The 23,640-nt window shown below is 73.8% G+C and carries 24 protein-coding genes and 1 pseudogene; 6 read left to right on the top strand and 19 right to left on the bottom strand.

All coding sequences use genetic code 11. The features are described 5' to 3' along the window. Positions 1–21: 21 nt before the first annotated feature. The 3 genes from ACZ6C6_RS25410 to ACZ6C6_RS25400 are packed head-to-tail and all read right to left on the bottom strand — an operon-like array spanning position 22 to position 2,718. Complete coding sequence (locus ACZ6C6_RS25410; RefSeq protein WP_445063645.1) at positions 22–285, bottom strand: acyl carrier protein; 264 nt, start codon at positions 283–285, stop codon at positions 22–24. Beyond that, positions 282–1,064, bottom strand: coding sequence for a thioesterase II family protein (locus ACZ6C6_RS25405; RefSeq protein ID WP_469205594.1), 783 nt, complete (start codon positions 1,062–1,064; stop codon positions 282–284). The genes ACZ6C6_RS25410 and ACZ6C6_RS25405 overlap by 4 nt, the downstream gene beginning before the upstream one ends. A gap of 4 nt (positions 1,065–1,068) precedes the next feature. Beyond that, positions 1,069–2,718, bottom strand: coding sequence for a condensation domain-containing protein (locus ACZ6C6_RS25400; RefSeq protein ID WP_469205592.1), 1,650 nt, complete (start codon positions 2,716–2,718; stop codon positions 1,069–1,071). Between the two features lie 210 nt (positions 2,719–2,928). Between ACZ6C6_RS25400 and ACZ6C6_RS25395 the strand changes: the two genes are divergently transcribed. Further along, on the top strand, positions 2,929–4,245 hold the full coding sequence (locus ACZ6C6_RS25395) for an MFS transporter (protein ID WP_469205590.1): 1,317 nt from the start codon (positions 2,929–2,931) through the stop codon (positions 4,243–4,245). A 40-nt stretch (positions 4,246–4,285) separates the two neighbouring features. On the opposite strand, the gene ACZ6C6_RS25390 is transcribed toward ACZ6C6_RS25395, so the two are convergent. From ACZ6C6_RS25390 to ACZ6C6_RS25380, 3 genes are read right to left on the bottom strand one after another with little or no spacing between them, the layout of a single operon-like run. Then, positions 4,286–4,831: a GNAT family N-acetyltransferase gene (locus ACZ6C6_RS25390; RefSeq protein WP_469205588.1), complete on the bottom strand. Its 546-nt coding sequence runs from the start codon at positions 4,829–4,831 to the stop codon at positions 4,286–4,288. Positions 4,832–4,891: 60 nt separating this feature from the next. Next, positions 4,892–5,488 (bottom strand): TetR/AcrR family transcriptional regulator, encoded by a 597-nt coding sequence (locus ACZ6C6_RS25385; RefSeq protein ID WP_469205586.1) that lies wholly within the window; start codon positions 5,486–5,488, stop codon positions 4,892–4,894. Further along, entirely contained in the window at positions 5,476–6,213 is a 738-nt protein-coding gene (locus tag ACZ6C6_RS25380; protein WP_469205584.1) for an enoyl-CoA hydratase family protein, read from the bottom strand. The genes ACZ6C6_RS25385 and ACZ6C6_RS25380 overlap by 13 nt, the downstream gene beginning before the upstream one ends. Before the next feature lie 233 nt (positions 6,214–6,446). On the opposite strand from ACZ6C6_RS25380, the gene ACZ6C6_RS25375 reads away from it, so the two are divergent. Then, positions 6,447–7,064 carry an HAD-IA family hydrolase gene (locus tag ACZ6C6_RS25375; RefSeq protein ID WP_469205582.1) on the top strand — a complete coding sequence of 206 codons (618 nt, stop codon included), beginning with the start codon at positions 6,447–6,449 and terminating at the stop codon, positions 7,062–7,064. 21 nt (positions 7,065–7,085) lie between these two features. Here the strand turns inward: ACZ6C6_RS25375 and ACZ6C6_RS25370 are convergent, their stop codons facing one another. The 6 genes from ACZ6C6_RS25370 to ACZ6C6_RS25345 form a co-directional block, all read right to left on the bottom strand. Beyond that, the gene (locus tag ACZ6C6_RS25370) at positions 7,086–8,288 is read right to left on the bottom strand and encodes a hypothetical protein (RefSeq protein ID WP_469205730.1); all 1,203 of its coding nucleotides are present in this window, start codon (positions 8,286–8,288) and stop codon (positions 7,086–7,088) included. 5 nt (positions 8,289–8,293) lie between these two features. Beyond that, complete coding sequence (locus ACZ6C6_RS25365) at positions 8,294–9,469, bottom strand: serine/threonine-protein kinase (protein WP_469205580.1); 1,176 nt, start codon at positions 9,467–9,469, stop codon at positions 8,294–8,296. A 4-nt stretch (positions 9,470–9,473) separates the two neighbouring features. Next, the gene (locus ACZ6C6_RS25360; protein ID WP_469205578.1) at positions 9,474–10,415 is read right to left on the bottom strand and encodes a trypsin-like peptidase domain-containing protein; all 942 of its coding nucleotides are present in this window, start codon (positions 10,413–10,415) and stop codon (positions 9,474–9,476) included. 8 nt (positions 10,416–10,423) lie between these two features. Further along, entirely contained in the window at positions 10,424–10,906 is a 483-nt protein-coding gene (locus ACZ6C6_RS25355; RefSeq protein WP_469205576.1) for a hypothetical protein, read from the bottom strand. 126 nt (positions 10,907–11,032) lie between these two features. After that, positions 11,033–11,773 carry a phosphotransferase family protein gene (locus ACZ6C6_RS25350; RefSeq protein ID WP_469205574.1) on the bottom strand — a complete coding sequence of 247 codons (741 nt, stop codon included), beginning with the start codon at positions 11,771–11,773 and terminating at the stop codon, positions 11,033–11,035. A 32-nt stretch (positions 11,774–11,805) separates the two neighbouring features. Further along, entirely contained in the window at positions 11,806–13,473 is a 1,668-nt protein-coding gene (locus ACZ6C6_RS25345; protein WP_469205572.1) for a hypothetical protein, read from the bottom strand. A gap of 154 nt (positions 13,474–13,627) precedes the next feature. On the opposite strand from ACZ6C6_RS25345, the gene ACZ6C6_RS25340 reads away from it, so the two are divergent. Next, positions 13,628–14,212, top strand: a complete 585-nt coding sequence (locus tag ACZ6C6_RS25340) for a hypothetical protein (protein WP_469205570.1) — start codon at positions 13,628–13,630, stop codon at positions 14,210–14,212. Between the two features lie 145 nt (positions 14,213–14,357). On the opposite strand, the gene ACZ6C6_RS25335 is transcribed toward ACZ6C6_RS25340, so the two are convergent. Beyond that, positions 14,358–14,954: a CGNR zinc finger domain-containing protein gene (locus ACZ6C6_RS25335; RefSeq protein WP_469205568.1), complete on the bottom strand. Its 597-nt coding sequence runs from the start codon at positions 14,952–14,954 to the stop codon at positions 14,358–14,360. 101 nt (positions 14,955–15,055) lie between these two features. Between ACZ6C6_RS25335 and ACZ6C6_RS25330 the strand changes: the two genes are divergently transcribed. Beyond that, positions 15,056–15,796: a metallophosphoesterase gene (locus ACZ6C6_RS25330; protein WP_469205566.1), complete on the top strand. Its 741-nt coding sequence runs from the start codon at positions 15,056–15,058 to the stop codon at positions 15,794–15,796. Between the two features lie 5 nt (positions 15,797–15,801). After that, entirely contained in the window at positions 15,802–16,410 is a 609-nt protein-coding gene (locus ACZ6C6_RS25325) for a LysE family translocator (protein ID WP_469205564.1), read from the top strand. A gap of 11 nt (positions 16,411–16,421) precedes the next feature. On the opposite strand, the gene ACZ6C6_RS25320 is transcribed toward ACZ6C6_RS25325, so the two are convergent. Next, a complete protein-coding gene (locus ACZ6C6_RS25320) occupies positions 16,422–17,387 on the bottom strand; it encodes an SDR family NAD(P)-dependent oxidoreductase (protein ID WP_469205562.1) in 966 nt (321 codons plus the stop codon). Between the two features lie 54 nt (positions 17,388–17,441). Here ACZ6C6_RS25320 and ACZ6C6_RS25315 point away from each other — a divergent pair, with 54 nt between their 5' ends. Then, the gene (locus tag ACZ6C6_RS25315) at positions 17,442–17,858 is read left to right on the top strand and encodes a MerR family transcriptional regulator (RefSeq protein ID WP_469205560.1); all 417 of its coding nucleotides are present in this window, start codon (positions 17,442–17,444) and stop codon (positions 17,856–17,858) included. Positions 17,859–17,883: 25 nt separating this feature from the next. Here ACZ6C6_RS25315 and lspA read toward each other — a convergent pair whose 3' ends face one another. The 5 genes and pseudogenes from lspA to ACZ6C6_RS25290 all read right to left on the bottom strand — a co-directional run bounded on the left by lspA (position 17,884) and on the right by ACZ6C6_RS25290 (position 23,634). Further along, positions 17,884–18,417 (bottom strand): signal peptidase II, encoded by a 534-nt coding sequence (gene lspA, locus ACZ6C6_RS25310; RefSeq protein ID WP_469205558.1) that lies wholly within the window; start codon positions 18,415–18,417, stop codon positions 17,884–17,886. Between the two features lie 98 nt (positions 18,418–18,515). After that, positions 18,516–18,840, bottom strand: a pseudogene (locus tag ACZ6C6_RS25305) (Uma2 family endonuclease); the annotation flags it as partial. Positions 18,841–18,890: 50 nt separating this feature from the next. Continuing rightward, on the bottom strand, positions 18,891–20,468 hold the full coding sequence (locus ACZ6C6_RS25300) for an AMP-binding protein (RefSeq protein WP_469205556.1): 1,578 nt from the start codon (positions 20,466–20,468) through the stop codon (positions 18,891–18,893). 56 nt (positions 20,469–20,524) lie between these two features. After that, on the bottom strand, positions 20,525–21,685 hold the full coding sequence (locus ACZ6C6_RS25295; protein ID WP_469205554.1) for an acyl-CoA dehydrogenase family protein: 1,161 nt from the start codon (positions 21,683–21,685) through the stop codon (positions 20,525–20,527). After that, on the bottom strand, positions 21,682–23,634 hold the full coding sequence (locus tag ACZ6C6_RS25290) for an acetyl/propionyl/methylcrotonyl-CoA carboxylase subunit alpha (protein WP_469205552.1): 1,953 nt from the start codon (positions 23,632–23,634) through the stop codon (positions 21,682–21,684). Before ACZ6C6_RS25290 ends, ACZ6C6_RS25295 begins: the two co-directional genes overlap by 4 nt. Positions 23,635–23,640: the final 6 nt, after the last annotated feature.

Here is a 23,640-nt window from a genome sequence, read left to right as displayed (position 1 = left end):
AGGAGAGGGCGGGCGGGGTGGTCAGGCGGCGGAGCGCGACGGCTTGGCCGCCACGAACGCGGTGATCGCGTCGACGGAGCAGAAGTGCACTTCGTCCAGCTCGTCGGTGCCGACCTGGACGCCGAAGGCGCGCTCCACGTAGGTCACGAGCTGGATGGTGAACAGCGAGTTGGCGAGGCCCGCGCCGAAGATGTTGAGGTCGTCGGCGACGGGTGTCGCCAGTTCCTCGGTCAGATAGGCCCTCACCTGGGTACGGATGGCTTCGGTCTGCTCGGTCGTGGTCACCGTGGCGGTCCTTCCTGTGATGGGTGTGCGGATACCGGCAGGACGCCGGCCAGTGCGGCGACGGTCGCCGCCGGTTCGGACTGCGGGAAGCCGTGCCCGCCGGGCAGCAGCGTCGTGGTGTGCTCGCCGCCCGCGCAGGCGCGCCACTCCTCGATCAGGGCGGGCGGTGCGAGCGTGTCGTCCGCCCCGCCGAACGCGTGGAGCGGGCAGCCGACCCGGACCGGCCCGGCCGTCCCGATCCGCTCGGCCAGCGCCAGGTCGGCGCGGACCGTGCGGAACACGTACGCGGCGTAGGCGCCGTGCCGCAGCAGCTCCGGCGGCAGCCCGCCGATCCGGGTCAGCCAGGCGGCCAGGCGCTGGTCGTCGTACTCCGCGACCGAGGCCCCGGGCGGGGTGTGCGGCGCCCGCGACCCGGACACGACGAGCGCGGCCGGTGCGGGCAGCCCCTCCCGGGCGGCCCGGACGGTCACCGCGTGGGCCAGCAGCGCGCCCAGGCTGTGGCCGAACAGGACGTAAGGAACGTCGAGTTCGGGGCGCAGCCCGTCGAGCAGCAGGCGCGTCACGGTCTCCGGGTCCGGCGGCAGCGGTTCGGCGGTCCGGGGGCCGCGGCCGGGCAGGGCCACGGTGGCGATCTCGACGCCGGGCGGCAGATGGGGCCGCCAGGCGGTGAACGCGGCGGGCCCCGCACCCGACTGCGGCAGGCAGATCACCCGCGTACGCGGCCGGTCCACGGCGCCGATCCGGCTGCCGATCCACGGGTTTTCCCCGGACGTGGTCATCGGATCAGGCCAGGTATCCGGTGAGCCGGGCGAGCATGGCCTCGGCGAGCCGGGTGCAGAAGGCGCCGGAGGTCCGGTCCGGGTGATAGCCGATCACCAGCCGCCCGTGCGTCCCGGCGGCGGGCCAGACCTCGGCGTGCACCTCGCCGGAGACACCGGGGTAGCGCGGCCGGAAGAACTGCGACGGCAGCCCCTTCAGGGCCAGTTCGCCGAGTCCGTTGTCCTGGAGCACGAACATCGTCTGGAACATCCGGTTGCGGTCCGTGGACTCCGTCTTCAGCTGGAGCCCGGCGATCTCGGAGATCGACAGGTCCTGCGCCGAGAAGGCCTCCGCGACGGCCGCGGCGGTGGCGGCGATCGACGCGGCGGGCGAGGCGTCGGGGTCCGTCCGGGGCCGCAGCGGCAGGATGTCGATGAGGCAGCCCGCGGCCCGGCTGAGGACGCTGTTGCCGCGCCGGTTGACGGGCGTGCCGACGCCGAAGTCGTGCTCGCCGATGAGCTCCGCCATGGCCTGCCCGTACGCGCTCAGGTACACGGCGAACGGGCTGACCCCGTGGCGCTGCGCCAGTCCCCGCACCCCGTCGGCGAGCCCGGCGGGCAGCGGCAGGTCGATCATCCGGCAGGGCGTCCCGCGCGGCGCCTCCGCACCGCCCGGGTAGTCCAGCGGAGTCATGCCGTTGATCGTGCGCCGCCAGTACTCGCGCTGGGCGTCGAGATCCACGTACGGCAGATGCGCCTCCAGCGCCTCGGCCACCTCGCGCGGACCGGGGGCGGGCTCCAGGCCGGGCGTCCGGCCCTCGGCGTACGCGTTGTAGGCGGCCGACAGGTCGTGTGCCAGGACCTCGGACGAACCGCCGTCGAACGCCACGTGGTGGACGGCGTACCCGAAGAGGGTGACGTGCGCCTGGCGCACCGCCACGAAGACCGGCCGCCACACGTCGCCGCGCACCAGCCGGAAGGGCTTGGCCAGTTCGCGCGCCAGGACGTCCTTCGCCTCCTCCTCGGTGTCCGCGAGGAACGCGCCGAGCGGCGGGGCGGGCAGGTCGGCGGGGCGGACGTACGGCTGCTCCTGGAAGAGGTATTCGGCGCTGAGGTAGCGGTGCCTGCGGTGCAGGTACTCCACGGCGGCGGCCAGCGCGGCCCGGTCCGGGCGGCCCTCGATGCGCCAGCAGCGCACCGAGTGCAGCGACAGGTCGTCGGGCTTGAAGACGTGCTTCATGAACATGAAGGTCTGCGTCGGCGACAGCGGGGCGCGCGTGTCGTCAGCGGCCCCCGTGCCCTCGCCGGGTGCCGCGTGCGGCCGCCCGTCCGTGGCGTGGATCCACTCCGCGAGCCCGGCGGCGGTCCGCTGCCGGTAGATCTGCGAGATCGGCACCGGCCGCCCCAGCGCGTCGCCGAGCCGGGCGCAGACGCGGCCGATCTCCAGCGAGGTCACGCCGAGCGCGGTCAGCCCGGTGTCCCACGGCACGTCGTCGGCCGGCAGTCCGGTGACTCCGGCGAGCGCGGCGGCGACGGCCGCCCGGATCTCGGGCAGCCCCCGCCCCGCCACGTCCCCGCCCCGCTCCGGGCGGCCGGGGTCGCCGGCCGCCACCCCCTCCGCTGCGACGGCCGCCGCGAGCGGGACGACGGCGTGGGGGCCGGTGCTGGCGGGCATAGCGGGTCTCCTCTGTACGTCTGCCGGGGGGCGGGTCCCCGGCGATCCTGCCAACGCCGGGGAACGCCTTCCAGGCAGGAACCCGGCAACTGACGGCACGCGCCCACCCGCCCCGTACTGCCGGTTCGTTGCCTGGTCGGCGGCGTTTCCCACCGGCAGCATCGAATGGGACCAGTGCGCGAACCCCGCCGCCGAAAGGAACCCCAGGGCATGCGACGTGACGGTACGGAGACGGGGCCGCCCCAGGACGGTCCGCCCGCCGGCGCCCGGCCCTCGCTGTGGCGCAACCGGGACTACGTCGGCTGGTGGGCGGGGCACGGCCTCTCCGCGCTCGGCACCAGCGTCTCGAACATCGCCTTCCCCCTGCTGATCCTGTACGCCACCGGATCGGTCGCCCGGGCCGGGGTGATCACCGCCGCCACGATGGTCGGCACCCTCGCGACCACGCTCCTCGGCGGCGCCCTCGCGGACCGGGTCTCCCGCCGCCTCATCCTGGTCACCGGCCCCCTGGTGCAGGCGGCGGCGCTCGGCGCGGTCGCGTACGCGGTCCACCGCGGCGACGCGGCGGTGTGGCTGCTCTCCGCGCTGGCCGGCGTGGCCGGTGCCGCGTCCGGGATCACCTCGGGATCGACGATCCCCTCGCTGCGCCGGATCGTGCCGAAGGAGCAGATCGGGGAGGCCACCGCCCGCTCGATGGGCCGGGACATGGCGGCCCGCGTCATCGGCGCCCCGCTGGGCGGGCTGCTGTTCTCCGCGGCGCGCTGGGCGCCCTTCCTGGCGGACGCGGTGTCGTTCCTGTTCGCGTCCCTGGGCGCCGCGCTCATCCGCCGCCCGCTCGGCCCGGACCGCGAGCCGGGGGCGGAGCGCCCCGGCATCGGCCGGGACGTGGTGGCCGGTTACCGCTTCGTCCGCGACCACGCCTATCTGCGGTTCACGGTGATCTGGATGGCGCTGCTCAACGCGGTGGCCCAGGGCTTCTTCCTGCTGCTGATCGCCCTCGTGAAGCACCGCGGCGGCGACCCGCAGACCATCGGCTTCGTCAACGCGACGGCCCTGGTCGGCGGGGTCGTCGGCGCGGTGATCGGCCCGCTCCTGCTGGCCCGGGTCCGCGCCCGGACCGCCCTGCTGGTCTCCGCCTGGGTCTTCGTGGAGTCCTTCGCCGTGGTCGCGCTGGTCCCCGAGCCCTGGCAGATCGGCGCGGTGCTCCTGGTGGCGACGGCCGCGATGGTCCCGCTGAACGTGATCCTGGAGTCGTACGAGGTCCGCCTCGTGCCCGACGAGTACAGCGGCCGGGTCTCCGCCGTGAGCCGCTTCGGCATGCAGGCCCTGCAGTGGACGGGCCCGCTGGGCGCGGGCTTCCTGGGCGAGCGCATCGGGGTGCAGGGCGCGGTGCTGTTCCTGATGGTGCTGATGGCCGCGCTGGCGGTCGCCCTGCACCTGACCCGCTCGCTGCGGGTGCTGGACGGGCCGGTGGACGCGGTGGAGGAACTGCCGGTGCCGGGGGCGCGGGAGGAGGCGGGGGTCTGAGGGCGTCGGGGTCCGGGGCGTCGGGGGTCCGGCGCGGGCCTCAGCCCCGGTCGAGCGCCCAGGTCTGGAGGGCGTACCGGCGCCCCTTCTCCTCGCCCTCGATGAGCGGGACGCCGAGCAGCCGGAAGCCGTTCGCGGTGGCGACGGCGACGCTCGCCGCGTTCTCCGCCTCCAGCTCCAGGATGACCCGGTCGACGCCCAGTTCCCCGAAGGCGTACGCGGCCATCACCCGCACCGCCCGCCCGGCGAGCCCCTGCCCGCGGTGGGCGGGGCCGACCGCGTAACCCAGCTCCGTGCCCTCGGGGGCGCGCCGGAGCATGACCTCGCCGAGCGGGGCGCCGCCGTCGAGCGTGATGGCGAGCAGCACGGCCGTGCCGTCCGCCCGGAGCTGCCGGGCCTTCGCCAGCCGGTTGCGGGCGGCCTCGGCGTCGAAGGGCGAGACGATCGGGGTCCAGTACGCGATGTCCGGGTGGTCGAAGAGCTCCGGCATGGCGGCGAGGTCGTCCTCGGCCCAGTCGCGCAGGACGAGCCCCTCGCCCCTGAGCTCGATGTGCTGGGGGAAGGGGGGCGTGGCGCTGCTGGTCATGGTGGGGACCCTATCCGGGCGCTCCCCGGACACCAAGGCGTTTGTGCCGCCCCGGTCCGCTCACCCCAGGGCCTCGTCCAGCAGCTCCGCCCACTGGGCGACCACCTTGCGGCGGCGGGCGGTGTCGTCGGTGAGGACGTTGGCGAGGCCGAGCCCCCGGGCCATGTCGAGCAGCCCCTGCACGGTCTCGCGCACCCCGGGCCGCTCCTCGTCGGCGCGCAGGAGGTGGACGGCGATGCGGTGGGTCTCGCGCCCGACCCGGGCCTCCAGTTCCGTCACGCGGGGCCGCAGTTGCTCCTCGTTGGACGCGGCGACCCAGAGCTGGAGGGCGGCGCGGAAGAGGGGGCCGGTGTAGAGGTCGACCAGGGCGGCGACGACGGCGGCCCGGTCCTGGTCGGGGACGGCGCGCAGGGCGGCGGAGCGTTCCTCGGCGACGTATTCGACAGCGGCGGTGAACAGGTCCTCGCGGGTGGGGAAGTGGTGCTGGGCCGCGCCCCGCGAGACCCCGGCCCGTTCCGCGACGACGGCGACGGTGGACCCGGCCCAGCCGTGTTCGGCGAGGCAGGCCACGGCGGCCTCCAGGAGGCGGCGGCGGGTGGCGCGGCTGCGGTCCTGTTTGGGGCCCGGGCTCGTGCCGCCCGGTGTCACAACGCCCATGCGGGGTCCCGTCGTTCGAGGAAGGCCGTCATCCCCTCCCGGGCCTCGTCGGAGGCGAAGAGCTGGGCGGAGCGGGCGATGAGGTCTTCGGCGTGCTGGTCGAAACTCTGGAGCACAGTAGCCGTGACCAGTGCCTTGGAGGCCGCCAGCCCCTGCGGCGAGGCCCGCCGCAGATCGTCCAGTACGCCGTCGACCGAGCCGTCCACGTCGTCGGCGGCCATCGTGACGAGCCCGATGCGCTCGGCCTCGTCCGCGTGGAACTTCTCGCCGGTCAGGTAGTAGCGGGCGGCGGCGCGCGGGTCGATGCGCGGGAGCAGCGGCATCGAGATGACGGCGGGCGCGAGCCCGAGCCGGGACTCGGTGAGCGCGAAGGTCGCCCCCGCCCCGGCCACGGAGATGTCGCACGCCGCGAGCAGCCCGAGCCCCCCGGCCCGGACATGCCCGGTCACCCGGGCCACCACGGGCTTGGGCAGCGCGACGATCCGCCGCATCAACGCCACGAAGTCGTGCGGATCGGCCGGGGCGCGCAGATCGGCGCCCGCGCAGAAGGTGGTCCCGGTGTGGGTGAGCACGACGGCCCGCACGGACGCGTCGGCCGCGCACGCGTCCAGCGCCTCCGCCAGCCCGGCGACGAGCCCGGCGCTGAGCGCGTTGCGGTTGCCGGGCGAGTCGAGCGTGAGGGTGGTGACGCCGCGCGTGTGGGCGGGCGGTGCGAGCGGGCTCATCCGCGGTCTCCTTCTCTGCCGTCCGTCGCGTCGAGCGTGGCAGCAGCCGCCGGAACAATCAAGCACGCTTGCATGATTCTGCTCAGCGGGGCCCGAGCCCCGTACGGCCGTCGAGGAGTTCGCGGACGATGTCCGGACGACCGGAGCTCCTCCCTCATGTGCGGAATGAGCCCGCGCACACCGGCCACTGACAACCGGCCCGGGAGCGCCGTCCCGGTGGCAGGATCGAGGTCATGGACAACTCACCCTTCGACGCCGTGCTCTGTGACTTCGACGGTGTCGTGCGCCTCTGGGATCCGGACGGCATGGCCGCTCTCGACCGCCGGGCGGGCCTGCCCGAAGGCACCCTCGCGAGCGCCGCCTTCCGGCCCGCTCTCCTGGACGAGGCCGTCACCGGCCGGATCAGCGACGAGCGGTGGCGGCTGCGGGTGGCGGAATCCCTGGCCGGGAGCTGCGGGTCGGCGGCCCTCGCCCAGGACCTCGTACGCGACTGGACGGCGCTGACCGGTCGCGTCGACAGGGAGGTCCTGGACCTGCTGACACCCCTCCGGGCCCGGATCCCCGTGGTGCTGGTCTCCAACGCCACGACCCGGCTGGAGGCCGACCTCGCCGCGCTGGGCCTGGCGGACGCGTTCGACGCGGTGGTCAACACCGCCCGCACAGGCGTCGCCAAGCCCGACCGCCGGGTCTTCGAGGCCGCGGCCCGCGCCGTGGGCGCGGAACCGCGCCGCTGCCTGTTCGTCGACGACACCACCGGCCATGTGGAAGCGGCACGGGACGCGGGCCTGACCGGCCACCACTACCGCGGCGTCGAGGACCTGCGCGACGCCCTCGCGTCGATGGGGCTGTGACAGGACCGGCTCACACGCCGCTCATCCCGGCCCGTCGGAGAACGGCGCGAGCGAGGTGCTGCCTTCCGTGGCGATGCCGTACACGTCGTCCGTGGTGAGGCCCTGCTCCTGCGTGCGGTCGCCCTCGAAGAACATGACGCGGCGCGACTGCCCCATGCGCTCGAAGCGTTTGATGATCCCCTGCGCGATGCCCGGGAGCGCTTCGGCCGGTGCCGAGAGGGCGCCGAACGTGCCCTCGTGGAAGTCTCCGGTGCGCGGGTCGCGCAGCGTGGCCCAGTTGCCCCGGAGGGGCAGGATCTGCAGGAGGTAGGTGTACGTGCCCGGGGCGGACGCGGCGTGCGGAGCGGCCGGTCGGACGCGCCCGGGGCTCTTCCGGACCGGCACGAGCAGGTAGTCGCCGTCCCCCGCGGGACCGGCCAGGATGTGCATGCGGCTGGAGCGTCCCCAGGAGGCGGGGGCCAGCACGCCTTCGCGTTCCAGGTCGAGCAGCAGGGACTGGGCGAGCGCGTCGCGGGTGCCGTGGTCGCTCATGGTGCCGGGACGGGCCCCGCGGATGTGGAGGAGGGGCGCGTCCTCGGGGAGGAGGGGGAGGAACCTGGTCACCACGGTGAGGGCGTCGTCCGTCGTCGGACGGATGGGGCCGTCCCGTACGACGAGTACGCCCTCGATCGCGTTCGGGTCCATGGGGGTGACGTCGGAACGGCCGGTGGGGAGGACCGGTACGTTCAGTGCCCGGCCGTCGCAGGCGGTGTTCGCGCAGGAGCCCGCGACCACTTCCGGCGCGTCGACGGACTCTGTGTACGAGGTCGGCCGCTGCGCCTTCAGACACTCCCTGCACAGCGTGTACCGGCACTTCTGGCATTGCAGGCCGATGGGGTTCGCCGGCTGGAACTCCACATCGTGGTCGGCGAACAGGACCGCGTGCGTCGAGTACCAGCAGGCGTCGCAGGCCGAGCACGCCGTCATGATCGGCGCCAGCAGTGCGTTCCACCGCTGCATTTCGGTGATGGGTTCGGGAGACCCGAGCCGCACCGTCCGATTCTGGGTCAGCGCCGTGAGCGCCACGAACAGGCCGTCGAGATTCTCCGGATCACGGCGCAGACCGCGCAGGGCTTCGTCCAGCGCGCTACGGTGCCGCCCTTCCGTCAGCAGCCCCGCCACCGTGCCCCGTAGGCCCGTCAGGCGCGGGCTCCGTTTCCATTCCGCCAGGTCGAACCGCCGCATGGAGGTCACCGCCAATCCGCTAGTTCGGTTGCTTCGGCATGCCGCCCGGCCCTCGTCAGCGCCCGCACCGCCGTCTGCCGTGCGGTCTCGAAGAGAGCCGGGGGCAAGGGCGACGCCAGCAGCCGGTTGAGCCGGCTGATGGCCTCGTCGAGCCGGTCGAGCCGGATCAGCACCTCGGCCAGCGAGAGCGACCGGCGCTGCTGGTCGATCTGCGCCAGCGGAGTCTCCGGGGCGTCGACCGGTGGCCTCCGGACCGCTCGGGCCAGCATCTCGGCGACCATGGTGAACGACTGCGGCCGCTCCGACAGGTGCTGCTGCAGGCAGCTCGACAAGAGGATGCTGATGCCCTCACCGGGCGGGGTGACGGGCACCTGGGTCAGCCTGGACTGCCCCCAGTAGTAGAGCTCGCTCTGCCGTTCGCCCGGGCCCGGGGACGCGTAGTAGTCCAGCAGTTGCGCCCGCTGGGCGACCGGGTCGGGCGCCAGGGCGAAGGGGTAGGGGAGCCTGCCCGTGCACGCCTCGTACAGGAGCACGCCGAAGGAGAAGATGTCGGCGCGGGTGTCGCACGGCTCCCGGCGCAGCACCTCGGGCGCCGCGTACGCCCAGGTGCCGCCCCGCGCGCCCGCGAAGCGCCCGTCCTGGATGCGCACCCGCTGGGCCAGGCCGAAGTCGGCGACCTTGGCGTGACCGTGCTCGTCGACGAGTACGTTCGACGGCTTGAGGTCGAGGTGGGCCACCTCGACGATGTCGGAAAGATGCGCCATTCCGGCGCACACCTGCTGCAGGACTCCGGTGAGTGAGAGCCCGTGGCCGAGCCGGATCAGGTCGGTCAGGGTCGAGGGCGCGTAGTCGAAGACGATGCCCTGCTGCCCGCGCACGTCGATGACGCCGAGCGTGGTGACCGTGTGCCGGTGCGGTTGGAGCCTGAGCAGCATCTCCAGTTCGTCGTCGCCGACGAGTGCTCCGGACAGCGGGACCTTGATCGCGCGGCGGCCGCCGCGTTCGAGGTCATCGACGATGAGGACCCATGCCTGCCCGCCGCGGCGGATCTCCGCCACCGCCCAGCGGTCGGACAGCACCTCGCCGATGGCAGCGGGTGCGCCGGAGGGCGGTGGAGGCGGCTCGTACGGCCCGGCGGCCGTCAGGTCCGTATCGGAATCGGCGTCCAACTGGTTGATCACCCCTTCATTCAGGCGCCTCCGGCGTCACGTTGGCGTTCGGGTCGTACAGGTCGGGTGCGGAGAACTCGACCAGCAGCGTTCCGCTCCCGACGCTCAGCCGGTCCTTGTCCCCGACCGGGCAGGAGTCCCCCTTGGCGAGCCTCAACTGGCGTGTGGGGCCCGCCAGATACGCGGGGTGGGAGCCCAGGTGCTGGTAGGTCAGACCGGCACCGATCAGCGAGAGATGCCCGTGGAACCGGCTGTCGCGGTGGTCCGGCAGATACACCCGGTTGTGCACGTTGCGGCCCAGCGAGACGGTGAAGTCGTCGGATTCCAGGATGAGTTCAGCCGAACCGCCGCGCAACCAGGACAGCCGCAGAGTCCCGTCGGCATGACGGTGGGCGGGTGCGGCCAGACGCAGACGCCCGGGGGCGAGCGCGACGAGTTCCGAGGCGGGGGCGAGCAGCACGGAATCGCGGTTCCAGCTGCCTGAGTTGAGACGGGCCGACACGATGCCGATGGCGCTGCCCGTGCCGGTGAGCAGGACCGGTGCGCCGCTCATGCCCGGCTGGGCGTGCCGGCAGCTCACCTTCACCCAGGCCCGGCCGTTCTGCGCCGCCGGGCCGACGTAGTGGCCGACGCCGGAGTCGTAGTCGCGGGACGCGGCGAATCCGCGGAGGTGGACCGGGGCGCCGGGGGTGGCGCCCGCGTGCGAGGTGAGCGTCACCGGGTCCCAGTCACCGGCTTCGCGCACCTGGATCAGCGCCACGTCGGCCGCGCTGTCCGAGGGCGGCGAGCAGTCGACGGGGAACGAGAATCCGGGAGCGGCGATCGGCTCGAAGGTCCACTGCGCGGCCTCGTGCGACGCGAGGACATGAGCAGCGGTCGCGGCGAGTCCGTCGGCGGTGAGCACGGCCGCCGTCGCGACGGGCTCGCCGTCGCGCACCAGCCTTCCGATGGGGTCCACGGCCGCGCCTAGGGCCTTTCGACCGGAAACAGCCGGTTGGCCAGTTCGAGCAGGGGGTCCTGGCCGGACCGGCGGTCGGCGGACAGCTGTTCCGTGTCCGGGCCGCTGCCGCCGGGGGCGCGGGACGCCTGGACCGCCGACGCCAGTCTGTGCCCGTTGAGGGCCGCTGTCTCGTTGGCCTGCGCACGGGACTCGGCGGCCTCGGTGCGGGCCGCCAGATCCGCCACCCGCTGCCGCTGCACCGTCGTGCCGAACAGGGCACCGATGGCCGCGAACGCGACGGCTTCCACCGAGCCGAGCACGATGAGCAGGCGCGACCAGGCGACTTCGCTCGCGTCGGTGTGGAACGCCAGCCAGGCGAGAAGCCCGAGCCACAGCACGATGACCGTGACCGCGACGACGAGCGCGACCCCGACGAGCGGAGTGCCCGGCGCTGCCGCGTCCGTCGTCCCGGCGCCCGTGTCGACAGCCGGATTCTCGGTATCGGACATGTGCCCCCCTGCGTACGGACGCCTGATCGTCACCATGGTGCGCGAAATGAGGCTGAGGCGCCCGTGATTCCCGCGACTTGACGCACAAAGGCCGTCAACGGCGCACGGTGCCGGGGAAGTTGTCCGTCACATCGCGGCCCGCAGGACGTCCAGTTCGCACCCCGGCGCCGCCGGGTCGAAGCCGTGCTGAACCAGCCAGCGGTACGCGGTGAGGCTGCGCAGCGACCACCAGGCGCGGACGATGTCCGGATCGACGTCGGTGCCGTAACCCGCCAGGAGGTCGGCCAGGCGCTCCTCGTGCCCCAGCGTCAGCGTGGCGAGGTCGTACAGCGCGTCCCCGCGCGCCGCCTCGGACCAGTCGATGATGCCGGTGACCTCGTCGTCGTCGCCGGTGAACACATGGATGATCTGGAGGTCGCCGTGCACGAACACCGGCTCCCACGGCCGCAGCGCCGCCTCCGCGATCCCGCGGTTGCGGATGACCAGCTCGGCGGGCAGGACCTCATGGGCCAGGAGCCAGTCGCACTCCCGCTCCAGCTCGGCCGCCAGGGCGTCCACGCTCCGCCCGGGCCACGGAGGCAACGGCGCCTCGTGCAGCCTGCGGATCGCGGCCCCCGCCGCCGCCCACGCCGCCGGTGACGCGGGCGACGGCTCCCCGAGGCGGCCGAGCGCGGTGCCCCGGACGGCGGCGAGCGCCAGCACGGACGGCTTGTGCCAGAGCACCTCCGGCGCCGGGACCGGCGCCAGCGCGATCGCCTCCGCCTCGACGGCGAGCCGCGCCCGGTCGGCGTCCACCTTCAGGAACATGTCCCCGACCCGCAGCGTCGTCCGCTCGGAGTGCGCGACGACGACCTCGATCTCATCCATGCCGCCCAGTGTCGCGCGCCTGTTCCTTGAGGTCACCGCCCGTCCAGCTGCAACGGCGGGTTCGGGTCGGTCTCGTCGCTCATGAAGTCCTTCATGCCCTGCCAGAGCGAGCGGGCCTGGTGGACCGTGGCGCCCCGGGCGTCGGCCAGGACCTCGGCGCGCTCGCCGAAGCCGACCGGGAGGGGCGGGAGGCCGAGCGCGGTCAGGGTGCGGATCAGGAGCTCCGACGGGTCGCCCGGGTCCCGCAGCAGCCGCGCGATCTCGCGGGCGTCGCCCTGGCCGGCCGCCGCGACGAGCGCCTGCGCGTGCTGGTGCGCGGTCTCCTGGGAGGGCACCGAACCGGCCCCCGCCCACTGGTGCCGTGCGGCCGTCCGGCCCTTGGCGACGACGGTGAGGACGCGCGCGTCGCTCCCCTCGCAGCGGGCGACCAGCGTAGTCATCCCGGCGGAGTCGAACGCGGTCTCCGCCACCGCCGCCAGACCGTCGAGCCGCAGCACCGTCGCCCGGCGCCCGCGCTTGCCCGGGGCCTCCTGCGAGGGGGCCGACTCCATCAGCGTCCACCGCCCGGCCGGGGCGAGCCGGACGGTGGCCCCGCACAGCAGCAGCTCCTGCGAGACGCGCTGCGGCGCGCCGGGCACGTACGCGATCTCGTGGGCCGCCTCCGTCCGCACGGACTCCGGCAGGGGCACGGCGGGAGCGGGGACGGTGCCGTTACGGGGGATGGAGCCGGCGAGTCCGGCGCGGGCGCTGTCCCGGATCGCCCGGAACATCTCCAGCGGCTCGCCCGCGTAGACCCACGGGTGCCTGGTGGCGTACCGCCCGATGGAGCGGTAGACGTCCAGCGACTCGGCCCAGCGCTCGCGCCCGTTCAGCACCCACACCAGGTGGTTGCGGATCAGCCGCGCCGCGCGGTCCTCGGGCGGGCGCGAGGCGGAGTACGCCTGCGCGGTGGCGATGATCGCGTCGATCCCGTCCGGGCCGGGCACCCCGTCCTCGGGGCGCCGGCCCTCCTGCGGGACGACCTCGGTCAGCGCCACGACCTCCAGGGCGCGCAGGGGGGAGCCCTCCGGGGCGTCGGCGGCGACGCGGGCCGCGTAGCCGAACATCTCCGCATGGCTGCCGTACCACTTGGCGGCGAGGTACTGCACGGCGTGCAGGTGGGTGGGCAGGTGGTGGGGCGCGCAGGCGAGCGCCTGGCCCAGGCACTCTTCGAAGACCTCGCGCGGGGCCTGGGCACCGATGCAGTGCGGCAGCGCGGCGGACCACGGCACCGGGTCGCCGGGGCTCGCCGCGACGGCCGCCTCGATGACCGTCAGCGCGTCGTCCAGCAGCGCGTGGAAGGCGCGGGCCTGCTCCTCGCTCACGTCCTTGGCCCGCGCGGCCGTCCGGACCGTCCACGCCTCCTCGATGCGCCGGAACGCCTCGACGGCGAGTGCGTCGGGATCCTCCGGCGACTCGTCCAGCCAGGCGCCCAGCCAGGCCGCGTCGTCCACGGCGATCTCGGCGAGGGCGGCGACGGCCTCGTGCCGGAGCGCCCAGTCGGCCTCCGCGCGGGTGGCGGCGAGCAGCGCCCGGGCCGGTGCGTACGCGCCGCGGCGGGCGGCATCCAGCGCCTCGACGGCCCGCGCGTCCGGCGCGTCGACCACGACCGCGTGATCGGGCACCAGCCCCACCCCGGTCGCCTCCAGGTTTCTGACCATCCGCCCCACTTTGCCGAACACGCGAGCCCCCTCCGTGAATCCGTATGTTCCGGCCATGATCCCCGCCGCACCGCGCGCACGGCACTCCGGCACCCGAGTCGTGTCCGTCCCGCCGCCCCGGCGTGACCCGTGGGCGCCCCGTACCGTGCAACCCATGGGATTCTCAGGTCACCTGGTCTTCGCCCGCAGCCAACGCCCCCTGCTGGAGGCGCCCTTGTTCGCCGACATCGCCCCGGGACAGTGCGACGAGGCACACGAGTGGCCGATCCGCCCGGGCGGCTGGCGAACCCTGCAACTGGAAGCCGGCATCTGGGAGTACGAGATGCTGTCCGGCCTGGTCGAGTGGACCGGCGCACCCGCCTGCGTCGCCCAGGTCACCGACAGCGGCACCGCCCTCGTCACCGGCCTGGGCCCCGAGGGCCACCACTGGCACGCGTGGCTCAATCCGGACAACGCCGCGTCCTCGTTCCTCAGGACCGCCGCGGACGTGGGCGACGAGGGCGTGTGGACCGACTCCCCGGAGTTCGAGGAGGCCCGCGCCCGTAAGCGGGCCGAACTCGACGCCGAGATCCCCGCCAACGCCGAACGCGCCCTCGCCTGGGCGACAGCGGCCGGCGTCCGCACGACGGCCGAGCAACACCACATAGAGGAACTGCTGCGCACCCACACCACGTTCGCGGAGGATCTGTTCGCATCACTCCTGGACGAACTGGACTTCCCGGAAGCGCCGTTGTCCTGACCGAAACCCGAGTGACCGGCGGGAACCTCTCGTCGAGGCCCCCGCAGATGCGCCGCTGGCAGACCGCGCCCCCTCACGGCCTCCGCGCGCAACCCGTCGCCGCGCGCCTACTTCGTTTCCGGGCCCCGTCGCCCACCCGCAGCCGTCAGGACGAAGCGCCCCCGCCCTCCCCCCGCTGACGCCGATAGTGGCGAGCCGCCCGTGCGCGGTTGCCGCAGGACGGCTTGCACCACTCCTGGCGGCCGTGGGCCTTGACGAAGTAGCGCACGCAGCGGGGCGCGGTGCAGGAGCGGAGTTGTGTGCGTTGCGGGCCGCTCAGGAAGGTGATCGCGTCACGGGCCAGGGCCGCGACGAGGCGGACGTACGGGTCGGTCTCCGCGGTCAGCAGGGTCGCGGCGGGGGTGCCGTCGGCCGGCCAGTCGAGCTGCGGGGCGACCGGTTCCCGCGCGGCGGCCGTGTTGAGGCGGGCCGTCGCCTCGGCGGCGGGCATCAGGCGGTGGGCGTCCGCCGGGCTGGCGGGCGCGGGGCTGACCGCTCGCGCGAACAGGGCGCGGACCGCCTGCCGCAGCTCGACGAGGTCGAGGCGGAACGCTTCGTCCGCCACGAGGTCACCGGCCGAGGGCTCCCCGTGCTCCCGGATCCAGCGCGTCGTACCGGCGACCGTCGCCAGGTCGTCCGCGACGCCGCCGTCCCCGTCGTGGCGGATCGTGCTCGCCAGTTCCAGCGCGGGCCACCGCTCCACAAGGCACCCCTTCCTGTCGCCGCCCACTTGAACACACCCTCGCGCACACCCTAATGTCCCTAACGGAAAAACTGAAAACTACCGTTAGAGGTGACCGCGGCATGACCCTGCTCGCACAGATCAGCGACCTGCACCTGGACGGCAGCGCGCGGGCGACCCGGCGCGCCATCCGCGTCATGGACTACCTGCGCGCCCTGCCCCACCCCGTCGACGCGCTCCTGGTCACCGGCGACATCGCGGACCACGGCGCGGAGGCGGAGTACGAGGAGGCGGCCCGCATCCTGGCCGCCCCGTTCCCCGTGCTCACCTGCCCCGGCAACCACGACGCCCGACCGGCGTACCGCAAGGCCCTCCTCGGGGAGGCGCCCGACGACGGCCCCGTCAACCGGGCGCACCACATCGCCGGGACCGCGGTCCTGATGTGCGACGCCACCATCCCCGGCCGCGACGAGGGGCGCCTCGACGCCGAAACGCTCGCCTGGATCGACGCCACGCTGACCGCGCTGCCGCGGGACACCCCCGCGCTGATCGCCTTCCACCAGCCGCCCGTCGAGCTGCACCACCCGCTGCCCGACTCCTGCATGCTCGAACAGCCGCAGGAGCTGGCCGACTTGCTCGCCGCGCACCCGCGGGTCGTCGCCGTCCTCACGGGCCACGCCCACACGGCGGCGGCGTCCGCGTTCGCCGGGCGGCCGTTGATCGTCGGACCGGCGGTCACCTGGACCCTGCGCCTGCCCTGGGAGGGCACCGAGTTCGCCGACCTCGACCAGCCGCCCGGCCTCGCGTTCCACGTCCTGTCCGACGACCGCCGTCTGACCACCCACTACCGGGTCGTGCTCTGATCCCCGTGGTCCGCCCCGTCGCCGTCGCCGGATTCCTGGTGGCGGTCCTCCCTCTGATCGCCACCCCCGGCGCCAGCCTGACCCTGCTGGTCCAGCACGTCACCGAGGGCGGCCGCCGCCGGGCGCTCCCGGTCGTCCTCGGCACGGTCACCGGCCTGTACGCACACGCCGCGCTCGCCGTGGCCGGCCTGTCGGCCCTGGTCATGCACTCCAGCGTGGCCTTCACGACGGTCAAGCTCATCGGCGCGGCCTACCTGATCGGCCTGGGCCTGTGGACCTGGCGCTCCGCCGCACCGGCCGCGCGCCGGCCCCGCCCGAGGCGTACGGACTCCGTCTGCGCCCAGGCGCTCCTCGCCAACGTCCTCAACCCGAAGGCCGCCGCGATCTACCTGACCCTGGTCCCCCAGTTCGTCACGCCCCAGCGCCCGCTGCCCGGCCAGATCCTCACCCTGGCCACGGCCCACGCCCTCCTGATCACCCTCTGGCTGACGGCATGGACCTTCCTCATCCTCCGCGCGGCCCGCGTCCTCCGGACCCCCCGCTTCAAACGCACCACCGCCAGGGCCACATCGGCGATCCTGATCGCCCTCGGAATCCGGAGCGCCGTGACGTAGCCCCGCCCTGCCTACCCCCCGAGCGGCCCCACCCCCGTAGCCGCGACGGACAGGTCCCACAGCCGGGCCGCCGCGTCGGTGTCGACCGCGTGGGCGCGGACGCCCGCCTCGTCCTCGGGCCCGGTGACGGAGGCGATCTCGCAGTCCTCCAGATACACGCCGCCCCGGTCCGCCAACAGCGGTGACGTGGCTGCCCACAGGCCGGTGGCGGCGCCCTGCGAGGCGGTCTTGAAGCCCTCGCCGATCACGTTGCCGTGCGCGTCCACCCAGCCGTTGTCCATCTGCTCCTGGAGCGTCATCTCCCGCTGCAGGCCGGTGATGATCTTGCCCGGGTGGAGCGAGAAGGCCCGGACGCCGTCCTCGCGGCCGAGGGCGTCGAGGTGGACGGCGAAGAGCGCGTTGGCGGTCTTGGACTGGCCGTACGCGTGCCACTTGTCGTATCCGGTACGGAAGTGGGGGTCGTGCCAGCGGATGCCGGTGATGCCGTGGGCACCGGAGCTGTAGGCCACGACCCGCGCTCCGTCGGCGGCGGCCAGGAGCGGGTAGAGCTCGCAGGCGAGGGTGAAGTGCCCGAAGTGGTTGGCCGCCAGCTGGCTCTCCCAGCCGGGCCCGACGCGCCGTTCCGGGGTCGCCATGACTCCGGCGGTGGCGAAGAGCAGGTCGAGCGTGGTCAGCGACGCGCGCAGGTGCGCGGCCGCCGCCCGTACGGTTCCGAGGTCGGACAGGTCCATGGGGACGACCTCGACGTCACCGCCCGTCCCGGCGAGCGCGGCACGGGCGACGTCGGGCCGCCGTGCCGGAACGATCACGCGCGCCCCGGCGGCGACGAGCGCCCGGGTGGTTTCGAGCCCGAGCCCGGAGTAGCCGCCGGTCACCACGGCGTTCCGGCCGGAGAGGTCGAAGCCCGCGATGACGTCCTGGGCGGTGCTGGCGGCGGAGAAGGGAGAGCCGAGAGGCTGTTGTCCGTTGGGGTCCATGCGCCGAAGCTATGACCTGGACCGCGCTCTAGATCAAGTCCTACGCTGCGCCGCATGGCAACCACCGACACCCTGGGCATCGGCGAGGTCTCCGCCCGCACCGGCCTCGGCGTCCACGCCCTCCGCTTCTACGAACGCGAGGGCCTGCTCGTGGGCCCGGTGCACCGCACCTCCGGCGGCCGGCGCCGGTACAGCCCGCTCGACGTCGACTGGCTGCTGATCTGCGTGAAGCTGCGGGAATCCGGCATGCCCCTGTCCGAACTGAAACGGTTCGCCGACCTCGTACGCCAGGGCCCGGGGAACGAGACGGAACGCCTCCGGCTCCTGGACACCCACCGCCAACGCGTGGACGACCGCATCGCGGCCCTGGAGGAGTGCCGCTCGGTCATCGCCTGGAAGGTCGGCGTCTACGCGGACCACCTGGCGCGCGGAGAGGCGGACGGCCTCTGGGACCCGACGAGCGGAGCGTGAGCGCACCGGCGCCGCGGTAGCCGCGCTACGCCCGCGCCCCCGGCGCCTCCTCGGCGGCGGAACGGTCGGCGGCGGTCGTCGGCGACCCCCGGAAGGACAGCAGTACGGCCAGCGCGCAGCCGCAGGTGATCGCCCAGTCGGCCAGGTTCATCACGCTGAAGTCCCGGACGGCGATGAAGTCGACCACCGCACCCTGGAAGTCGCCGGGGCTGCGGAAGAGGCGGTCGGTGAGGTTGCCGAGGGCGCCGCCGAGGAGCAGGCCGAGGGCGACGGCCCACGGGGCGCTCGCCAGGCGGCGCGAGTAGCGGACCACGACGACGGCGACGGCCGTGGCGACCAGGGTGAAGACGATCGTCGTCGCCTCGCCCACGCCGAAGGCGGCGCCGGGGTTGCGCTGGACCCGCAGCACCAGCCAGTCCCCGAGCACGGACACGGACGTACGGCCTTCGAGCTTCGCGACCACCGCGAGCTTGGTGCCGAGGTCGACGGCGTACGCGAGGGCCGCGACCACCCACAGCAGCCGGGCGCGCCCGCGCGCACCCGTGTCGTCGGTCGTCACGTCCGGTCTCCTCGCACTCGTGTACCTCAATGAACCCGGCCTCCAGCATCTTCCGGTACGGGTGCCGAATCAGCCGCGGCGGGGTGGAGCGAGCTTCGCCAGTAGTGCGGAATGCCGGCCTCCGCATATTTCCGGAGCTTCACCGTGCGGTCCCGGTGTGCGGACTCGGGCGAGACCACCTCGACGGCGAGTCGTGATGGTCATCTCCCGTCCGACCCGCACATCGGCCGGTGCCTGCTCCATGAGAGCCACAGTGAGCATCGTGACGAGATGGCCGTGCCACCACCGCTGCGGGGACCTCATGAAGACGAGGGCTCCGTCGATCAGCTCGGTGTGACGCGGTGCCTCGGGGAGGCGGTCCAGGTCGTCCGCGAACCAGCCTTCCGCGCGGGGCGGGCGCATCCAGTCGGGCAGTGCGGACATGGCTCAGCCGTAGCCACTCGACCGGATCCGGGCCACGAGATCGACGCCCGTCACCCCCGGTCCCGCAGCTCCCGCCGCAGGATCTTCCCCGAGGCCGCCCGGGGCACCGTCTCGATGAACTCGGCCTCGCGCACCTTCTTGTACGGCGATACCCGCTCCGCCACCCACTCCATCAGGCCCTCCGCCGTCACCGTCGACCCCGGGCCCCGGACCACGTAGGCCTTCGGGATCTCGTTGCCGTCGGGGTCCTGGACGCCGATCACCGCCGCATCGGCCACCCCCTCGTGGCCGAGCAGCAGCGCCTCCAGCTCCGCCGGGGCGACCTGGTAGCCCTTGTACTTGATGAGCTCCTTCACGCGGTCGACCACGAAGAGCCAGCCCTCCTCGTCGACCCGGCCGACGTCACCGGTGTGCACCCAGCCGTCCGGGTCGATCATCTCGGCGGTGGCGTCGGGGCGGCCCAGGTATCCCTTCATGACCTGGGGCCCCCGGATCAGGATCTCGCCGGGCTCGCCGGGCGGGGCGTCGGCGGACGGGTCGTCCAGGGACACGATCCGCATCTCGGTGCTCGGGAGCAGCGTGCCGACCGCTCCGGGCGGCGGGTTCTCGGCGGCGAGCGGGACGACGTGCGTGCCCGGGGACAGCTCCGTCATCCCGTACGCCTGGCGGACCGGCGGCAGACCGAGGCGGCGGGAGCACGCGGCGGCCAGGTCCGCGTCCAGCGGGGCGGCGGCGCTGACGATGTACTCCAGCGAGGACAGGTCGTAGCGGTCGACCACCGGGTGCTTCGCGAGGGCCAGCACGATCGGCGGAGCCACGTACAGGCCGTTGATGCGGTGCGTCTCGATCGCCGCCAGGAACTGCGCGAGGTCGAAGCGCGGGAGGACGACGACCGTGGCGCCGAGGCGCAGCGGGGCGTTCATCAGGGCCGTCAGGCCGTAGATGTGGAAGAAGGGGAGGACCGCCAGGATGCGGTGTCCTTCACCCAACGGCACGAACGGGCCCAGCTGTTCCAGGTTCGTCGCCATCGACCGGTGCGTCAGCATGACGCCCTTCGGGGCGCCCGTCGTGCCCGAGGAGTAGGGGAGCGCCGCGACGTCCTCGGCCGGGTCCACGGTCACCATCGGTTCCGGGGCGGTCGTGGTGAGCATGTCCAGGAGCGAGGCGTGCCCCTCCGCGTGGTCGCAGACGAACACCTCCTCGATGCCGCCCACGAGTTCGGCGGCCCGGCGGGCGACCGCCAGCAGCGGGGACACCGTGACGATCCAGCGCGCCGAGGAGTCGCGGAGCTGCTTCGCGAACTCCTCGGCCGTGGCCAGCGGGTGCACCGTCGTGACCGTGGCGCCCGCCCGCGTCGCGGCGTGGAAGACGGCGGGGTACGCGATGGTGTTCGGGCTGTGCAGGGCGAGCACGTCTCCCTTGACCAGCCCGGCCGCGGCGAGGCCGGCGGCGATCCTGCGGTGGAAGGAGTCGAGCTGCGCGTAGGTGAGGCGGCTGCTCTCGTTGGTGCCGTCGATCAGGGCGACGGTGTCGCCGAACCGTTCGGTGGCGTGCCCGAGCACCGCGTCGTGGATGGCGGTGTCGAGCGGCTGTACGTCGGGGTAAGCACTGCGGAACACGTGCGCCATGTCGGTCCCTTCGATGCGGGGGGATGGCCTCTCGCGTAGGTACGACTGTGGCCCCCTCAGTACGACTTGGGGAGACCCAGGGTCTGGTGGGATACGTAGTTGAGGATCATTTCCCGGCTGACCGGGGCGATCCGCGCCACCCGCGCCCCCGTGATCAGCGAGGCCAGCCCGTACTCCCGGGTGAGCCCGTTGCCGCCCAGCGTGTGCACCGCCTGGTCCACCGCCTTCACGCACGCCTCGCCCGCCGCGTACTTCGCCATGTTCGCCGCCTCGCCCGCGCCGAAGTCGTCGCCCGCGTCGTAGAGCCGGGCGGCCTTCTGCATCATCAGGCGGGCCAGTTCGAGTTCGATGTGGGCCTGGGCCAGCGGGTGGGCGACGGCCTGGTGGGCGCCGATGGGCTCCTTCCAGACCTGGCGCGTCTTCGCGTACTCGACCGCCCGGCCGAGCGCGTAGCGACCCATCCCGATGCCGAAGGCCGCGGTCATGATGCGCTCCGGGTTGAGGCCCGCGAACAGCTGGAGAAGCCCCGCGTCCTCATCCCCCACCAGCGCCTCGGCGGGCAGCCGCACGTCGTCCAGGACCAGTTCGAACTGCTTCTCCGGGGCGTGGAGCTCCATGTCGATCCGGTTCCGCCGGAAGCCGGGCGTCTCGCGCGGGACGATGAACAGGCACGCCTTGAGCTTGCCGGTCCTCGCGTCCTCGGTGCGGCCGACGATCAGCGTGGCGTCCGCGATGTCGACGCCCGAGACGAAGACCTTACGGCCGGTGAGCAGCCAGTCCCCGCCGTCCCGGCGCGCCGTGGTCGTGATGCGGTGCGAGTTGGAACCGGCGTCCGGCTCGGTGATGCCGAAGGCCATGGTGAGGGAGCCGTCGGCGAGCCCGGGGAGCCACTGCCGCTTCTGCGCGTCCGTACCGAAGCGGGATATCACCGTGCCGCAGATCGCGGGCGACACGATCATCATCAGGAGCGGGGAGCCGGAGGCGCCCAGCTCTTCGAGGACGATGGACAGTTCGGCCATGCCCGCGCCCCCGCCGCCGTACTCCTCGGGGAGGTTCACGCCGAGGAAGCCCGCCTTCGCGGCCTCGGCCCACAGCTCGCGGGGGTGGCCGCCCTCGCTGACGAGGGACTGCATGTACTCCCGCCCGTACCGCTTCCCGAGGGCGGCGACGGCGGCGCGCAGGGCCTGGTGCTCTTCGGTTTCGAGGACGGTGCTCATGCGGGCTGCTCCTCAGAGGGGTCGGTGACTACGGCGAGCAGGGCGCCGACCTCCACCTGGAGGCCGGGCGCGGCGTGCAGGGCGGTGAGCGTGCCGGAGGCGGGGGCGAGGATGCGGTGCTCCATCTTCATCGCCTCCAGCCAGATCAGCGGCTGCCCGGCCTCGACGGCGGCCCCCTCCGCCAGGCCGTCCGCGAGGCGGACCACCGTGCCGGGCATGGGGGCGAGCAGCGATCCGGGCTCGGTGCGGTCGGCGGGGTCGGTGAAGCGGGGCAGAGCGGTGAAGGTGTACGCGCCGGACGCGGTGTCCACGTACGCCTTGGTGTCGTGGACGGCCACGTGGAAGACGCGGGTCACGCCGTCGATGTCGAGGGTGACGCGGATCCGGTCCGCGGAGACCACACGGACGCCCTCCGTGCCGACGGCCAGGCCGTCGCGGGTGGGGCGGTAGGTGATCTCGTACTCGCGGCCGTCCGGTTCGCTGCGGTAGCGCCGGAGCTGAGGCTGCGAGGGCAGGTTGCGCCAGGCGCCGAAGCGCATGAAGCCCCCGACATTGAGCGTGGCGTTGCGGGCCGCCTCGACGACGGCGGCGGCGGTCGCGGCCTGCCGTACGGACGTCTCGTCGGGCATCGGGGTCAGGGCCGTCAGGTGGCGGTCGTAGAAGCCGGTGTCCAGCCGGGCCGCCAGAAAGTCGGGGTGGCGCAGGGAGCGGACAAGCAGCTCGCGGTTGGTGACCGGGCCGTGGATCCGGGCGCGCTCCAGGGCCCGGGCGAGGAGCCGTACGGCCTTGTTGCGGGAGGGCGCCCGGGCGATCACCTTGGCGATCATCGGGTCGTAGTGCACGCCGATCACGTCGCCGCCGGTGTACCCGGTGTCGAGGCGCACCCCCGGCTCCCCCGGCACGTCCAGCGAGAGCAGTGCTCCGGTCTGCGGCTGCCAGTCCCGCGCCGGGTCCTCCGCGTACAGCCGGGCCTCCACGGCGTGCCCGGAGGGTGCCGGGGGCTCGGCGGAGGGCAGCGGCTCGCCCTCCGCGATCCGGAGCTGGAGCGCGACGAGATCGAGCCCGTACACCTCCTCGGTCACCGGGTGCTCCACCTGAAGCCGGGTGTTCATCTCCAGGAAGTACGGCCGCCCGTCGGCGGCGACCAGGAACTCCACGGTCCCGGCCCCCCGGTAGCCCACGGCCCGGGCGGCGGCCACCGCCGCCTCGTGCAGCCGACTCCGCAGCCCGTCCGGCAGACCCGGGGCGGGCGCCTCCTCGATGACCTTCTGGTGCCGCCGCTGGAGCGAGCAGTCCCGGGTCCCCAGCGCCCACACCCCGTCGTGCGCGTCCGCCATCACCTGGACCTCGACGTGCCTGCCGCGCTCCACGTACGGCTCGGCGAACACCTCGCCGTCCCCGAACGCGGACAGCGCCTCGGCCCGGGCGGCGGTCAGCTCCCCCGGCAGGTCCCCCAGGTCCCGTACGACCCGCATCCCCCGCCCCCCGCCACCGGCCGCCGCCTTCAGCAGCAGCGGCAGGTCGCCGGCGGTCGCGGCGGCCGGGTCCACCGGCGCGAGGAGCGGCACCCCGGCGGCGGCCATCAGCTCCTTGGCCCGGGTCTTCGACGCCATCAGCTCGATCGCCTCGACGGGCGGCCCGATCCACCGCAGCCCGGCCTCGCCCACGGCGGCGGCGAACCCGGCGTTCTCGGAGAGGAACCCGTAGCCGGGATGCACGGCGTCCGCCCCGGCGGCGAGCGCGGCGGCCACGGCGAGATCGCCGCGCAGATACGTATCGGCGGGGGCCGCGCCCGGCAGCCGTACGGCGGTGTCGGCCTCCCGGACGTGCAGCGCACCGGCGTCCGCGTCGGAGTACACGGCGACGGTGGCGATGCCGAGCGCCCGGCAGGTGCGGAAGATCCGGCACGCGATCTCGCCCCGGTTCGCGACGAGCAAACTGTTGATCATCTCTAC

The organism is Streptomyces sp. NPDC041814 (assembly GCF_055590565.1).
The sequence above is the reverse complement of the archived record's forward strand: the minus strand, read 5'-3'. Positions and strand labels throughout refer to the sequence as shown.